Source organism: Janthinobacterium sp. PSPC3-1, from assembly GCF_049896105.1.
GTDB lineage: Bacteria > Pseudomonadota > Gammaproteobacteria > Burkholderiales > Burkholderiaceae_D > Janthinobacterium.
In genome coordinates, this window is the sequence record NZ_JAFCTQ010000005.1 from 92,787 (window position 1) to 105,756 (window position 12,970).

Genomic DNA, 12,970 nt, shown 5'->3' on the forward strand with positions numbered 1-12,970 from the left:
AAGACGCCGGGCATGCCGTCGCCGGCCGTCGAAGTTAGCAATAAATCATTGCAACAATGCATATTGATTATGCTACCATTTTGTTTCTTCTAACCAACTCACAATCTGCGTATGCTGTGCCATCTTCGCCTGCCCTTCCTTTTCTTGACCGCACTGGCCAGCACCAGCTGCCTGGCCGCCCAGCTGCAGACCGGCAACGGCGACACCGCCCGCGTGTTCCGCTTCGAGCCGCGCGTCGAAAACGGGCCGGGCGATCTGCACGGCCAGCCGCTGGGCCGCATCAGCGTGCTGCGCGCCGACGGACATGAAGTCTACTCCGAAGAGACACCCTTGCAGGCCGGCTGCGGCGAGATCGCGGCGGTCAGCCAGCTCACGCCGCAGCTGGTGGCGCTATGCGGCACCCTGGGTGGCCGGCATACGACGTATAAAGTGTTTCGCCAGGTGGGCGCGGCGCTGGAAATGGCCACCCTCGACCTGCAGGACGGCAGCGGGCCCCTGGTGATCCGGCGCGATGGCCGCGCGCGCGGCATGGTGATGCGGCGCGACGTCTTTCCCGGCATGACGGGGCCACGCTATTTTCCGCTGGTGTATGCGCTGTACGACGACCCCGTCGCCTTCGGCTTCCGGCCCGATTTCAGCGCCTATGCCAGGGCCGAATATAACCGCCGCTACAATGAGCTGAGGCACGGCGACCAGCCGGCGCAGGTGATGCCGGAAATCCTGGCGATGCTGCTGGCGATGCAGGAGCCGCGCCTGACGTGCCGGGAACTGAGCCGCCTGGAAACCATCCTGATCGACGATGGCCAGTATGCGGTGCGGCCCGATGCGCGCGACTTCCTGCGCCTGTGGATGAACAAGCTGCCGAGCGCCGGCTATCCGGCCTTCGACGAGGCCGTTTGCAAGGATTATTGAGCCGGCGGCGCAAACCACACCGTCACGCACAGCCCCCTGCCCTCGCCGCTCTCGGCCAGTTCGATGCCGGCCTGGTGATGGTCGGCGATATTGCGCACGATGGACAGACCCAGGCCGCAGCCCCAGGCATCGTGGCCGTCGGGGCGATAAAAACGGTCGAACAGGCGCGCGCGATGCTCTTCCGGCACGCCGGGGCCGTTGTCGCGCACGCGCAGCATGGCGCGCCCGTCGACGCGCGCCGCTTCCAGGTCCACCGTGCCGCCCGGCTGCGTGTAGCGCAGGGCATTGTCGACCAGGTTATTGAGCAGCACCTGCAAGCCGTCGGGATCGGCCTCGACCAGCACTTGCGCCGGCGCCACCACACCCAGGTCGATCTCGCGGCTGTCGGCCAGCGCGCCATGGTCGGCCACGGCGCCGGCCAGCAGCTGGCCCAGGTCGACCGTGCGCAGCTGGCCCGGCGCCAGCGCCGCTTCGTGGCGGGCCAGGCTCAGCAACTGGCGCACCAGGTGGGTGCTGCGGTCGAGCCGGTCGTGCAGTTTTTTCAACGCCACGCTGCGCGCCGCGTCGCTGGTGGCCCGTTCGGCCACCTGCAGCTGCAATTTCAATGCCGTCAGCGGCGAGCGCAGTTCGTGCGCCGCGTCGGCGACAAAGGTGCGCTGGGCCGTGATCGCCTCGTCGAATTTGCGCATCAGGCCATTCAGTGCCAGCACCACCGGCCGCAGTTCGGGCGGCATCTGCTGCATCGCCAACGGTGTCAGCGCATCGGGCGAGCGCCCGGCCACGCTGTCGGCCAGGCGGTCCAGCGGCTGCAGCGCGCGCCGCACCACCACCACGATCACCAGCGCCAGCATCAGGGCGAATGCCAGCAGCGGCGAGCCGGCGCGCCAGGCCATGCTGAGCGCCAGGTGGCGCCGCACATTCATGGTCTGCGCCACCTGCACATAGCGGCCGCGCCGCGTTTCGCCATACAGGCGCCAGCGCAGGCCGTTCACCTTCACCCGGGTAAAGCCGTCCAGCACATAGCGCGGCAATTGTGGCTTGCCGGCGGCCGCATACAGCAGCGCGCCGCGCTCGTCCCACGACTGCAGCACGAACGCTTCTTCCGGGTCCTGCGGCGACGGGCGGCCCGTATCGGGCGCGAATTCACCGGGCACGGCCACCGCCAGCTGGCGCAGTTGAAGGTCGCCCACCTCATTGGTTTCTTCCAGCAGCGAAAAGTACAGCGAGGCGCCGGCCCCCAGCACGCACAGCAGGGTCGCGCCCAGGAGGCCCAGCAACAGGCGGTGGCGAATGCTGGTCATGGCGCCACCCGGATCTTGTAGCCGACGCCGCGCACGGTCTGGATCAGGTCGGCGCCGAACTTCTTGCGCAGCTGGTAGATATACACGTCGACGGTGTTGCTTTCCACTTCGCTGTCCCAGCCGTACAGTTTTTCCTCGAACTGGCTCTTGGTGATCACCTTGCCTGGATTGTCGAGCAAGGCGCGCAGCACGGAAAACTCGCGCCGCGCCAGCTTGACGGGCACGCCATGAAAGCTCGCTTCATGGCTGGCCAGGTCCAGCGTCACGCCGCCATGCTCGATCACCGAGCGCGTATGGCCGCTGCGCCGGCGCAGCAAGGCGCGCAGGCGGGCCAGCAGTTCGTCGAGGTCGAACGGCTTGACCAGGTAATCGTCGGCGCCCGCATCGAGGCCTTCGACGCGGGCCGGCGTGCCGTCGCGCGCCGTGATGATCAGCACCGGCAGGTCGGCCCCGCGCTTGCGCGCCGCGCGCAGCACGTCCATGCCCTGCAGGCCGGGCAGGCCCAGGTCGAGCAGCATCAGGTCATACTCGAAACCGTCGAGCGCCAGCTGCGCCTCGCGGCCGTCGCGCACCCAGTCCACCGCATAGCTTTCGCCACGCAGGCCATCGACCAGGCTCTCGCCGATCATCGGATCATCTTCCACCAGCAGCAATCGCACCCGGATACTCCTCTTTGACAGTACGCCATCTTACCCTGACTGTTAGGCGCAGCACAGAGGCGGGCCGCAATCGCACGTACCGTGCACTGGATAACCAACACTGCGGAGCCCGCCATGACGAATGCCAGCCATACCGATCCCTACCCCCACCCTGCCGGCGGCTGGGGTTCCGTCAAGGAGGTGGGCGCCGCGCTGCTGACCGAAGGCGTGCTGTTCAAGGGCGGCGGCCTGATGCTGCACCAGAACAAGACCGAAGGCTATGCCTGCGTCGGCTGCGCCTGGGCCAAGCCGGCCAATCCGCATCCGTTCGAATTTTGCGAAAGCGGCGCCAAGGCCACGGCCTGGGAAATCACCAGCAAGAAAATCGGCGCCGATTTTTTCAGCCAGCATACCCTGGCCGAACTGCGCACCTGGAGCGACCATGAACTGGAAAGCGTGGGCAGGCTGACGGTGCCGCTGCGCTGGGACCCGGCCAGCGACCGTTATGTGGAAACCAGCTGGGATGCGGCGTTTGCGGCAATCGGCGCGGAACTGCGCCCGATGGCGCCGGGCAGCGTGGTGTTCTACAGTTCCGGGCGCGCCTCGCTGGAAACGTCGTATATGTACCAGCTGGCCGCGCGCATGTACGGCAATAACAACCTGCCCGACAGCTCCAATATGTGCCACGAAAGCACCTCGGTGGCGCTGCCGAAGACCATCGGTGTGCCGATCGGCACCGTGGTGCTGGACGACTTCGAACAGGCCGACTGCATCTTTTTTTTCGGGCAGAACGTGGGCACCAACAGCCCGCGCATGCTGCACCAGCTGCAGGAAGCGCGCAAGCGTGGCATTCCGGTGATCACCTTCAATCCGCTGCGCGAGACGGGCCTGCTGCACTTTGCCAATCCGCAGTCGCCGGCCGACATGCTCACTCCCGCCGAAACACAGATCACCACCCAGTATCTGCAGGTGAAAGCGGGCGGCGACAGTGCGGCACTGATGGGGCTGTGCAAGGCGCTGATCGAAGCGGACGACGCGGCGCAGGCCGCTGGCAATGCGCGCGTGCTCGATGCGCCTTTTTTGGCCGGGCACACCTCGGGTTTCGACGATTTCGCCGGCGCGGCGCGCGCCACCTCCTGGCTCGATATCGAACGCGAGTCAAGCCTGGGCCGCGCCGATCTGGAAACGGCGGCACAGACCTATGCCAGGGCCGAACGCGTGATCGGCATCTTCGGCATGGGCCTGACCCAGCACCGCCACGGCGTGCAGAACGTGCAGATGCTGTCGAATTTCCTGCTTTTGCGCGGCAATATCGGCAAGCCGGGCGCCGGCATCTGCCCCGTGCGCGGCCACTCGAACGTGCAGGGCCAGCGCACGGTGGGCATCACGGAAAAGCCGGAACTGGCGCCGCTAGCCCAACTGAAAAAACAATATGGCTTCGAGCCGCCACGCCACAAAGGCCTCAACACCGTCACCGCCTGCGAAGGACTGCTGGACGGGTCTGTAAAGGCCTTTATCAGCCTGGGCGGCAATTTCCTGCGCGCCGCACCCGACACGGACGTGCTGGAACCGGCCTGGGGCAAGCTGCGCCTGTCGGTGCAGATCGCCACCAAGCTCAATCGCAGCCACCTGGTGCCGGGCGCGGTGACCTATCTGCTGCCCTGCCTGGGCCGCATCGAGATCGACCGCCAGGCCAGCGGCGAGCAGGCTGTCTCGGTCGAAGACAGCACCGGCTGCATGCACGGCTCGCGCGGCCGTGCCGAACCGGCTGCCGCCACCTTGCGCTCGGAGCCAGCGATTGTCGCCGCACTGGCGCGCGCCATGCTGCCGCCCGAACGCTTTGCGCTGGCGCCGTGGGATGCCTGGGTGGCCGACTATGCCACCGTGCGCGACGCGATCGCCGTCACCTATCCCGACATCTTCCATGACTTCAACGCGCGCATGTGGCAGCCCGGTGGTTTTCGCCGTCCCGTGCCCGCCGCCCAGCGCGTATGGAAAACACCGAACGGCCTGGCCAATTTCATCACGCCGGCAACCCTGCGGGAAGACCCGGACCAGGCGCAGCCGGGCGGCAATGTGCTGCGCATGTTTACCATCCGCAGCGACAGCCAGTTCAATACCACCATCTACAATGAAGACGACCGTTTCCGCGGCATCTATGGCGGCCGGCGCGTGTTGCTGGTCAATGCCATCGACATCATCCGCCTCGGGTTTGCCGAAGGCGCGCTGGTCGACGTGCATGGCGTGGCGCCGGACGGCATCAAACGCCGCGTCAATGGCCTGCGGCTGGTGGGCTACGACGTGCCGCCCGGCTGCATCGCCGGCTACTATCCCGAGTGCAATCCGCTGCTGCCGCTGGCTCACCACGCGGTGGAGAGCATGGTGCCGGCGGGGAAATCGATTGCGGTGAGGCTGATCAAGGCGGCGGCCTGACGGCGGCGATCCGCGCATTGATACGCTCATTGAGCCATGCATGCGTGCGCGCCTGTACCTGGCGCGCCAGCGCGATGGGAAAGCGGATAAAGCCATGCGCCGCTTCCGGCGGCAGGTGCAGCTCCACATCGGCCACTTCGCCCCAGCGCCGCGCCATCAGCACCGTGTCGTCGCGCAGCGGATCGCGTTCGCCGGCGATCATCAAGGCCGGCGGCATGCCGTCCAGCGCGCCGTAAAGTGGCGACAGCGGCGGCAAGCGCTGCTCCGCTTCATCCAGACCCGGCGTCAGCATGCGCATCGAAGCGGCCATGCTGGGACCGTGCAGCAGCAAGGTATCCGGCCCGGCCGCGCGCACGCTGGGCGTGCCGGCCAGGTCGTACACGCCGTAATACAGCACCACGCCCTCGATGCGCGCCAGCAGCGGCGGCCACTGCTTGAGCCGCAGCAGGGTCGCTGCCGCCAGGTGGCCGCCGGCCGATTCGCCCACCACAAAAATGGGGAGACCCGCAAACTGTGTCTCCAAAAGCCAGCGCGCGGCCGCCAGGCAGTCGTCCAGCATGTCCTGCAAGGTGTGGGACGGCATCAGCCGGTAGTCGACCGACACCACCGTCACCTCGCAGGCGTTTACCAGCGCGATATTAAGCCCGTCGTTCATCTGCGCGTTGCCGATCACCCAGCCGCCGCCATGAAAGTCCAGCACCACGGCACGCGCGGGCCGCGTACCTGTCAGGATACGCACCGGCACGCGCAGGCCGTCGCACTCGGCAAATTCGCGGCTGGCGCGCACGCCGGCCCGCGCCAGCCTGGCGCCGTCGGCGACCTGCCCCAGGCGCAGCAGCGACTGCACCAGCATCGGCGTGACACGGTTGCGGATGCGCAGCCGTGGCGCCCAGGCCAGGCAGCGGTTGAAACGCCGCGCCTCGGCCAGGGTGGCGGCGTCAAACGCGGCCAGGGCGGGCTGGCGGATCGTTGGCAAAGGCGTGGACAAGGGCGTGAACAAGGGCATGGGCTATCCCGAACGGTGCAAAACCGTACTGTAGCAGAGCGTGCGCACGCGCACGGAAGGCGGCGCCTGCCAGGTGCAAGCTGTAGCCTTCGCCACCAACCTGGAAACCCCATCTTGAACAGCCTGCCTCTCGAACAGCAAGACGCCCTGGCCCAGCGCCGCCGCCATATCGCCGAGCGCGTGCGGCGCGGCGGCGCTACCTCCTACGCCTATGCGCTGGCGCAGATGGCGCGCGCCGCCGCCGAAGCCTGGCTGGGCCGGCGTGCTTCCAGCAAGGGCGCCGCCCTGACCTTGTATGTGCTGTTTTCGCTGGCGCCCATGCTGATCCTGGTGGTGGCGCTGGCCAGCATCTTCTTTGACGAAGAAGCCGTGCGCACGGCCCTGCTGACGGAACTGGGCGGCCTGACCGGCGCCCAGGGCGGCGACGCCCTGAAGGCCATCATCGCCGGCGCCAAGCGCGCGGACGAGGGCCTGGCCGCCAGCATCATCTCCGGCGTGATCGTGCTGGTGACCGCCACCAGCGCGTTTGCGGAACTGAAGGAAAGCCTCGACGAACTGTGGCAGATCCCGCCGTCGGAAGGATCGGGCGTGTGGCTGTTCCTGAAAGAGCGCATCCTGTCGTTCGGCCTCTTGCTGGTGCTGGCCCTGATGCTGATGATGACCCTGGCCGTCAACGCGGGCCTGGCCGCGCTGCAAGGCAGCTGGGTCGATCCGACCGATCCGGGCAAGCTGCTGCAATATGCGCTGTCCGGCCTGTCGATGGTGATCGTCACCGTCATCTTCGCGTTTATCTACAAATACCTGCCGGCCACGCCGATCGCCTGGGGCGACGTGATCGTCGGCGCCATCCTGACGGCCATCCTGTTTATGGGCGGCAAGGTGCTGATCGGCCTGTACCTGGGCCACGGCGACTTCGGCAACGCCTACGGCGCGGCCGGCTCCATCGTCGCGCTGATCACCTGGATCTATTATTCGGCGCAGATCTTCTTCTTTGGCGCCTTGTTTACTCATGAATATGCGATGACTTTGGGTAGCCGGCGGCACAAAGGCGCCATCACGCCACCGCAGGTCAAGCCAGGCAACGCCAGGTAAAGCCTGCTGATTGTGGCAATGCTATCGTTTTATCTCCAAAAAAACACGGCTGCGCAAGACAGCACGTGATAACAATCATCAAGGAGACAAAATGAAACAGACTATGCTTTCATGCATGGTGGCGGCCGCCTGCGCCACGCTGATTACCGGCTGCGGCAGCAGCGAGACCACGCCCGCCGGCGACACCACCGCATCGGCCGACACCCGCGCCAGCCAACTGGTGGCCGCCATGACGCTGGACGAAAAAATCCAGCTGGTGCACGGCACCGGCATCGGCGTGGGTCCGCTGGGCGGCGCCGGCTATATTCCGGGCATCGCGCGCCTGGGCATCGCCGACTATTACGCAGCCGATTCATCGACCGGGGTCAGCCAACTCAAACTGAACGGCAATGCCTTGACGGCGGTCGACAATGGCGCCACGCCACTGCCGTCGGGCATTGCGCTGGCCGCCAGCTGGGATACGGCGCTGGCGCGCGAATACGGCGCCCATATCGCCAAAGAATTGCGCACACTGGGCTATACCGAAGGGCTGGGCGGCGGCGTCAACCTGGCGCGCGAATTGCGCAATGGCCGCACCTTCGAATATTCGGGAGAGGACCCTGTGTTGGCAGGCAATATGATCGTCGCCCGCACGCTGGGCACGCAGTCGGAAAAGGTGGTGGCCACCATCAAGCACTATGTCGCCAACGACCAGGAAACCAACCGTTTTACCTCCAATTCGATCGTCGATGAACGCAGCTTGCGTGAACTGCATATGCTGCCGTTTGAAATCGGCGTCAAGGAAGGCCAGCCAGGCAACGTCATGTGCGCCTATAACCTGGTCAATGGCGACAAATCCTGCGAGAGCAAATACCTGCTGACCGATGTGCTGAAGAACGAATGGGGCTTCAGGGGCAAGGTCCAGTCGGACTGGTTCCAGGCGATTACCGATACCGTCAAGTCGGTCAATGCGGGACTCGATGAGGAGCAGGCCGGCTCGGTCGATGACGACGTCGGGTTCTTTGGCGTGAAAAGCCATCTGAACCAGAAACTCAAGGCCGCGGTGCAGGCCGGCACGGTCAGCATGGCGCGCCTGGACGATATGGTAAAACGCCGGCTGCGCACCGTGATCAGCCTGGGCATCCACGATTCGCCCGCCACGCCAGCCGGCAAGATCGACCAGGCGCTGGGCGACAGCGTGGCGCGCAAGGTGGCCGAACAGTCGATGGTGCTGCTGAAGAACGATACGCCAGCGGCGGCGTCCGCACCGGCCTTGCCGCTGGACGCCGCCGCCATCAACAGCATCGTGGTGATCGGCGGCCATGCCGATGTCGCCGTGCTGTCCGGCGGCGGCGCGGCCGGCACGCCGCCGCGCGATGGCAATGCCGTCGCCTGCCTGGACCCGAACGGCATGATAGGCGGCCAGGTGACGGCCTGCGCCGTCTGGTACAAATCGTCACCGCTGGACGCGATCCGCGCCAAAGCGCCGCGCGCCGTGGTGACCTACTTGGACGGTTCCGACCGTGCGGCCGCCGCGCAGGCCGCGGCCAATGCCGACGTGGCCATCGTGTTTGCCACGCAATGGCAGACCGAGGCCGGCGACCTGCCCTCGCTGAGCCTGCCCGACGCCGTCACCGACCGCGCCAACCAGGCCTATGACCAGAACGCCCTGATCGCCGCCGTCGCCGCGCGCGCCAAACGCAGCATCGTGGTGCTGGAAAACGGCACGGCCGTCACCATGCCGTGGATCGCCAGCACCCATGCCGTGCTGGCGGCATGGTACCCGGGCGTCAAGGGTGGCCAGGCGATCGCCAATGTGCTGTTTGGCGACGTCAACCCGTCGGCCAAGCTGCCTGTCACGTTCCCGAAAAGCGACGCGGACGTGCCGCAGAAAACCATCTCGGCCACCGATAACGATGTGCGCTACAGCGAAGGCCTGCTGGTCGGCTACCGCTGGTACGACGCGCACAATATCGAACCGCTGTTCCCGTTTGGCCACGGCCTGTCATATACGCGCTTTGCGTATACGGGCGCCAGCAGCAGCGTCGATGCGGCCGGCAACCTGACGGTCAGCTTCACGCTGGCCAATACCGGCAAGGTGGCCGGCGCGGAAGTGGCGCAGGTGTATGCGACCTTGCCGGCGGCGGCCGGCGAGCCGCCGCAGCGCCTGGTCGGCTGGCAGAAGGTGACGCTGGCGCCGGGCGAAAGCAAGATCGTCAGCGTGACCGCCAAAGCCGAGCGGCTGGCCATCTGGGATGTGGCGGCAAAGCAGTGGCGGCTGCCGGACGGGAAATTCACACTGGCCATCGGCGGCTCTTCGCGCGACAAACAGGCGGCCGGCAGCAGCGTGGAGCTGCGCGGCCGGCTGCTGCCGCTGTCGCGCTAGCGCGCCCCCGCTAGCGGCCCGCGCCGGCCCCGGTGGATTATGATGGCGTTGTCCGGCCTGCGCCGGACACCACCACAATAATACTCCGGGGCTTGCGCGCTGCATGTCACCGGCAAGGAGACAGGCATGGTCATCTTCCAGCCAAAAACCGTATCGAACGTGCTGGCGCAGCTCAGCTTGCGCGGCGCGGCCAGCCGCGGCATCGGGCCGGACGAGTTCCGCAAGCTGACCGGCATCGCCCAGCTTGAAACGACGCAGCTCAATGGCCGCATCGCCGGCGCCAAGCATATCGCCATGCTGAACCTGACGGAGCAGGGCTGGATGCCCGGCCACGTCTTTCACGGCGAGCTGGGGGCCCCGCTGTTCGCGCCGCTGAGCACCGTGCTGGGCGTGGTGACCAATGCCCCCAGCTTGTCGGCCGCCTTTGACGACTACCTGCAATTGCGCACGCTGATCGGCAATGTCGACCAGCTGGGCATGCGGCGCGCGGGCGACGATTTCGTGTGGGAATACACACTCGAAGGCGAAGGCCGGCGCGCCGTCAGCGCGTTTGGCAATCTGCTGCTGATCAGCAAACTGGTGCGCCAGTACACGATGGACACCCAGCAGCATATGGCGATCGAACTGACGGGCAAGGCGTTTTCCAGCATCGCGCAGCTGACCGAACTGGGGCCGTTTACCGTCAGCTTCGGCCAGGGAGCCAACCGCCTGCGCTTTTCCACCGCGCTGGCGGACGCGCCCTACCCCCTGCACAATCCGGTCAGCTACCGGATCCTGCGCGGCCAGGCCAGGCTGGAGTTGCGCGGCCTGAACGCGGCACATTCATTCTCGATGCAGCTGGAAGACCGGCTGACGCAGCTGCTCAGGCAGCACGACGGCGTGGCGCAGTCGCAGCCACTGGCGCTGGTCTGCGCGGACATGGCCATCACGCGTTCCGGGCTGCACCGGCGCCTGCACAAGGAATCCACCAATTTCCAGGCCATCCTGGCCGGCGTGCGCCTGGCCGAAGCGCGGCGCCTGCTGCGCCAGCCTGGCCTGAGCGTCTCCGAGATCAGCGATCTGCTGGGGTTTTCCTCGCCGTCGGCGTTTTCGCGTTTCTTTTCCGGGCATGGCGGCAGCACGCCCTCGCACTACCGGCGCACTCAGGCCGTGCTGACCGCATAGCGCGACATGTCGCTGCCGCCGCCCTGCCACAGGGCCAGGAACGATTCATAGACGTGGCGCGTGAGCGACGGGCGGCGGCGCGACTTGCGCCAGAATTCGTAGCGGCCCTTGAAGACATAGCCGTCGTTGAAGGTCACTTCGAAATCGATGTCGACCTGGTCGCCGGCGCCATGCACCCACGATCCCAGCAGGCGGTCGGCTTCGCGAAAGGCGCCCAGCACGGCGCTTTGATGGTTCTGCCGGCCGATGCGGATGCGGGCCACTTCGATCTTTTCATCGTGGTTGTCGTCCAGGTCGAACGATGTCGATTGCATGTTCATGGTGTCTGTCCCTTTCATGGTTCAAGCGGCATGCCGTTGAAGGCAGCCTTGTAAAAATGCCGTCGCCGCCGCTGCCGGCAATGGCCTGCTGTAGTAATAGCCCTGTATCTGGTCGCACTGCCAGCCGCACAGCAGGCTGCGCTGCTCGTCCGTTTCCACCCCTTCGGCGATCACCGACAGGCCCAGGCTGTGGCCCAGGCCGATGGTGGCCTGCACGATGGCGCGCTGTTCGCCGACGCTGGCCATATTGCGCACGAAGGACTGGTCGATCTTGAGCTTGTCGATGGGGAAGCGGGAGAGGTAGGCCAGGCTGGAATAGCCGGTGCCGAAGTCGTCGATGGCCAGGCGCAGGCCCAGGGCGCGCAGCCGCTTGAGCAAGGCAATCGCGGCCTCCGCGTCTTCCATCACCACGCCTTCGGTGATTTCAAGCTCCAGCAGCGCTGGTTTGACACCGCTGGTGGCCAGCAGCGTTTCCAGGTGCGACAAAAAGCCCGGTGCGGCGAACTGGCGCGGCGAGATATTGACGGCCACCGGCACGGCCAGGCCCTGCTCCTGCCAGGCCTGCAGCTGGCGGCACGCGGCTTCCAGCACCCAGTCGCCGATCGGCACGATCAGCCCTGACTCTTCGGCCAGGGGAATGAACTGGTCGGGGGCGACCAGTGCACCGTCGCGGCGCCAGCGCAGCAGCGCTTCGAACCCCACCAGCGCGTCGTCGCCGAGCGCCTGCTGCGGCTGGTAATGCAGTTCCAGCTCGCCCCGTTCGACGGCATGACGCAGGGCCGCCTCGGTGGCGATGCGCTGGGCGGCCTGGGCGTTGATCTCTTCGGAGTAATGCACCAGGGTGTCGCCGCCGGCGCGGCGCGCCAGCTGCAGCGCCGCGTCGGCATTGCGCAGCAGCCCTTCCGGTTCGCGGCCATGCAGCGGGTAGCTGACGGCGCCCAGGCTCAGGCTGGTGAAGATTTCATGGCCCTGCCAGCTGTAGGGCACGCCCACCTCGTCGCGCAGGGCCGACACGGCCGCCTCGAATTCGGCGCTTTCGCGCGGCCACTGGTACAGGATGGCGAAATTGGCGCCGTCGAGCCGGTACACTTCGCCGCCGCTGCACTCGGCGGCCTGGCGCATGCGCCCCAACAGCCCCACGATCATGTGGTCGCCAAAGCTGTGCCCCAGGCCGCCGACGATGCGCGTAAAGCGGTCGATGGTACCGAGCACCACCGCGTGCGGCCTGGCCGGCAGGCCGCGCAAGCGCGTTTCGAACGAGCGCCGGTGCGCCAGCCCGGTGAGCGGATCATGGCCGGCCTGGTGCGCCAGCTGCTGCTCGACCCGGTAGCGGGCGCGCACGTGGTACAGCAAGAAGCCGCTGCTCAGCAGCGCCAGCAGGTCGAACAGGTGCACCAGCCGCGTAATGCCCATGGCATTTTTCTCGGCCGCCGCGCCGTCCGCATGGATCGCCTGCCGCCCTCCTTCGCTGGCCTGCGTTTGTTCCAGCAAGGGGCCGATGCTGTTGCGTATGCCGCTGCTGGCGCGCTCCATCACCACCGACAAGCCGATACTGGCGGCGATCACCAGCATCAGCAGGGCATACACCGACCAGCGCGCAAACGGCAGGCGCAGTTGCCTGACGCGCTGCACGCCCAGGCGCAGCAGCGCGGCCAGGCGGCGCACAAACGGATGAAAACCGGACAGCGGCAGCGAGGCGGCGGTATGGTGGAAGACAGTACGCATGGCGGGTTCCTGGC

At 66.6% G+C, this 12,970-nt stretch carries 10 protein-coding genes; 5 read left to right on the top strand and 5 right to left on the bottom strand.

The window, feature by feature from the left end; genetic code table 11:
* Positions 1-111: 111 nt before the first annotated feature.
* Positions 112-912 carry a hypothetical protein gene (locus ACP7B7_RS07875; protein WP_308920808.1) on the top strand — a complete coding sequence of 267 codons (801 nt, stop codon included), beginning with the start codon at positions 112-114 and terminating at the stop codon, positions 910-912.
* On the opposite strand, the gene ACP7B7_RS07880 is transcribed toward ACP7B7_RS07875, so the two are convergent.
* Both ACP7B7_RS07880 and ACP7B7_RS07885 read right to left on the bottom strand, forming a co-directional pair.
* Complete coding sequence (locus ACP7B7_RS07880) at positions 906-2,213, bottom strand: ATP-binding protein (RefSeq protein ID WP_308920807.1); 1,308 nt, start codon at positions 2,211-2,213, stop codon at positions 906-908. The genes ACP7B7_RS07875 and ACP7B7_RS07880 overlap by 7 nt on opposite strands.
* Positions 2,210-2,872, bottom strand: a complete 663-nt coding sequence (locus ACP7B7_RS07885; protein WP_308920806.1) for a response regulator transcription factor — start codon at positions 2,870-2,872, stop codon at positions 2,210-2,212. The genes ACP7B7_RS07880 and ACP7B7_RS07885 overlap by 4 nt, the downstream gene beginning before the upstream one ends.
* A 114-nt stretch (positions 2,873-2,986) precedes the next feature.
* Between ACP7B7_RS07885 and ACP7B7_RS07890 the strand changes: the two genes are divergently transcribed.
* Complete coding sequence (locus tag ACP7B7_RS07890; RefSeq protein WP_426076285.1) at positions 2,987-5,284, top strand: FdhF/YdeP family oxidoreductase; 2,298 nt, start codon at positions 2,987-2,989, stop codon at positions 5,282-5,284.
* Here ACP7B7_RS07890 and ACP7B7_RS07895 read toward each other — a convergent pair.
* Positions 5,268-6,290, bottom strand: coding sequence for an alpha/beta hydrolase (locus ACP7B7_RS07895; RefSeq protein ID WP_426076286.1), 1,023 nt, complete (start codon positions 6,288-6,290; stop codon positions 5,268-5,270). The genes ACP7B7_RS07890 and ACP7B7_RS07895 overlap by 17 nt on opposite strands.
* 114 nt (positions 6,291-6,404) lie before the next feature.
* On the opposite strand from ACP7B7_RS07895, the gene ACP7B7_RS07900 reads away from it, so the two are divergent.
* The 3 genes from ACP7B7_RS07900 to ACP7B7_RS07910 all read left to right on the top strand — a co-directional run bounded on the left by ACP7B7_RS07900 (position 6,405) and on the right by ACP7B7_RS07910 (position 10,911).
* Positions 6,405-7,382, top strand: coding sequence for a YihY/virulence factor BrkB family protein (locus ACP7B7_RS07900; protein WP_426076287.1), 978 nt, complete (start codon positions 6,405-6,407; stop codon positions 7,380-7,382).
* A gap of 91 nt (positions 7,383-7,473) precedes the next feature.
* Positions 7,474-9,747 (top strand): beta-glucosidase, encoded by a 2,274-nt coding sequence (locus ACP7B7_RS07905; protein ID WP_308920801.1) that lies wholly within the window; start codon positions 7,474-7,476, stop codon positions 9,745-9,747.
* 126 nt (positions 9,748-9,873) lie between these two features.
* Entirely contained in the window at positions 9,874-10,911 is a 1,038-nt protein-coding gene (locus ACP7B7_RS07910) for a helix-turn-helix transcriptional regulator (RefSeq protein ID WP_308920800.1), read from the top strand.
* Here ACP7B7_RS07910 and ACP7B7_RS07915 read toward each other — a convergent pair.
* A complete protein-coding gene (locus ACP7B7_RS07915) occupies positions 10,890-11,231 on the bottom strand; it encodes a hypothetical protein (protein ID WP_308920799.1) in 342 nt (113 codons plus the stop codon). The two genes, ACP7B7_RS07910 and ACP7B7_RS07915, sit on opposite strands and share 22 nt — an antisense overlap.
* A gap of 21 nt (positions 11,232-11,252) precedes the next feature.
* Positions 11,253-12,956 (bottom strand): putative bifunctional diguanylate cyclase/phosphodiesterase, encoded by a 1,704-nt coding sequence (locus ACP7B7_RS07920; RefSeq protein WP_308920798.1) that lies wholly within the window; start codon positions 12,954-12,956, stop codon positions 11,253-11,255.
* Positions 12,957-12,970: the final 14 nt, after the last annotated feature.

What these genes read in the sequence shown, in the direction of transcription:
- ACP7B7_RS07905 (WP_308920801.1), top strand. Translation starts at nt 7,474, where the DNA reads ATGAAACAGACTATGCTTTCATGCATGGTGGCGGCCGCCTGCGCCACG.
- ACP7B7_RS07910 (WP_308920800.1), top strand. Translation starts at nt 9,874, where the DNA reads ATGGTCATCTTCCAGCCAAAAACCGTATCGAACGTGCTGGCGCAGCTC.
- ACP7B7_RS07895 (WP_426076286.1), bottom strand. Translation starts at nt 6,290, where the DNA reads ATGCCCTTGTTCACGCCCTTGTCCACGCCTTTGCCAACGATCCGCCAG.
- ACP7B7_RS07875 (WP_308920808.1), top strand. Translation starts at nt 112, where the DNA reads ATGCTGTGCCATCTTCGCCTGCCCTTCCTTTTCTTGACCGCACTGGCC.
- ACP7B7_RS07880 (WP_308920807.1), bottom strand. Translation starts at nt 2,213, where the DNA reads ATGACCAGCATTCGCCACCGCCTGTTGCTGGGCCTCCTGGGCGCGACC.
- ACP7B7_RS07890 (WP_426076285.1), top strand. Translation starts at nt 2,987, where the DNA reads ATGACGAATGCCAGCCATACCGATCCCTACCCCCACCCTGCCGGCGGC.
- ACP7B7_RS07920 (WP_308920798.1), bottom strand. Translation starts at nt 12,956, where the DNA reads ATGCGTACTGTCTTCCACCATACCGCCGCCTCGCTGCCGCTGTCCGGT.
- ACP7B7_RS07915 (WP_308920799.1), bottom strand. Translation starts at nt 11,231, where the DNA reads ATGAACATGCAATCGACATCGTTCGACCTGGACGACAACCACGATGAA.